Here is a 1,517-nt window from a genome sequence, read left to right on the forward strand (position 1 = left end):
GCCGATCACCGCCTGGTACGGCACGAGGCGCGCGGCCCGGATCCTGGCCCCGAGGGTGCCCTGGTCGGGCCCGGCGAGTTCGGCGCGCAGGCCGAGCGCGACGGCCTCCCGGACCAGCCGCTCCGCCTGCTCCAGCTGATCGCCGGCCACCGGCAGCACGACCAGCTGGACCGGCGCCAGCCAGGCCGGGAAGGCGCCGCCGTGGGTCTCGACGAGGTGGGCGACGGCCCGCTCCACGCTGCCGATGACGCTGCGGTGCACCATCACCGGCCGGTGCCGGGCGCCGTCGGGGCCGGTGTAGCGCAGGCCGAAGCGGGCGGGCTGGTGGAAGTCGATCTGCACGGTGGACAGGGTGGACTCGCGGCCCGCCGGGTCGGCGATCTGCACGTCGATCTTCGGGCCGTAGAACGCGGCCTCGCCCGGCGCCTCCTCGTACGCCACCCCGGCCTCTTCCAGGACCTGCCGCAGCAGCGCGGTGGCCCGCCGCCACAGTCCGGGGCCGGCGACGTACTTGCCGCCTTCGCCGGGCAGGGAGAGGCGGTGGCGCACGGCCTCGATGCCGAGGTCGGCGTAGGCGCGGCCGATCAGCTCCAGCGCGGCGCGGGCCTCGGCCACCGCCTGGTCCAGGGTGCAGAAGACATGGGCGTCGTTGAGGTGGATGGCGCGCACCCGGGTCAGGCCGCCGAGCACCCCGGACAGCTCGGCGCGGTGCATGGTGCCCAGCTCGGCGATGCGCAGCGGCAGCTCCCGGTGGCTGCGGGCGCGGGAGCGGTAGATCAGCGCGTGGTGCGGGCAGAGGCTGGGCCGCAGTACGACGTCTTCGCCGCCGAGCCGCATCGGCGGGTACATGTCGTCGCGGTAGTGGTCCCAGTGCCCGGAGATCTCGTACAGCTCCCGTTTGCCGAGTACGGGCGAGTACACGTGCCGGTAGCCGGCCCGGCGTTCGGCCTCCCGGATGTACTCCTCCAGGGTGTGCCGGACGGCGGCGCCGTCGGGCAGCCAGTACGGCAGTCCGGCGCCCATCAGCGGGTCGGTGCCGAAGAGGCCGAGTTCGCGGCCGAGGCGGCGGTGGTCGGGGCGGTCGGTGCGGTGGTCCACGGGTGTCCTTCCGACGGGGCGGACGGGGGCGGACGGCCCGGGATGCGCCGAAGCCCCGGGGCGTGCGCCCCGGGGCTCGGATGCTGGTCAGGTGTCAGCGCGCCGGGACGGTCTCCGGCGTCGTCGTGCTCGACGGGCACTGCGGGGCGCGCTGCATGGCCGGGACGGTAACAGGGGCCGTACGTGCCGCTCCACCGGTTTTCCCCGTGCGGCACCCCGGCCGTACGCCCTCACCCGTACGGGCTGCGAGCGCTGGTGGGCCGCCCGGCCCGGTGGTGCCGTGAGACCAGGCACCCCGGCCGCCACGCAGTCCAGGAGGCACCGATGTCCCCCGCGATATCCCCGCGCGTCCCCCGCCTCCCCCGTGCCGTCGCGCTCCCCCTCCTCGCCACCTCCGCGGGGTGCACGTCCACGGCACG

At 75.8% G+C, this 1,517-nt stretch carries 1 protein-coding gene; it reads right to left on the reverse strand.

All coding sequences use genetic code 11. The features are described 5' to 3' along the window. On the reverse strand, positions 1-1,023 hold a 1,023-nt coding region (locus H5J33_RS34895; RefSeq protein ID WP_258565612.1), incomplete at its 3' end, for an aminoacyl--tRNA ligase-related protein. Positions 1,024-1,517: the final 494 nt, after the last annotated feature.

It is taken from the genome of Streptomyces sp. WELS2 (assembly GCF_013870595.1).
Classification (GTDB): domain Bacteria; phylum Actinomycetota; class Actinomycetes; order Streptomycetales; family Streptomycetaceae; genus Streptomyces.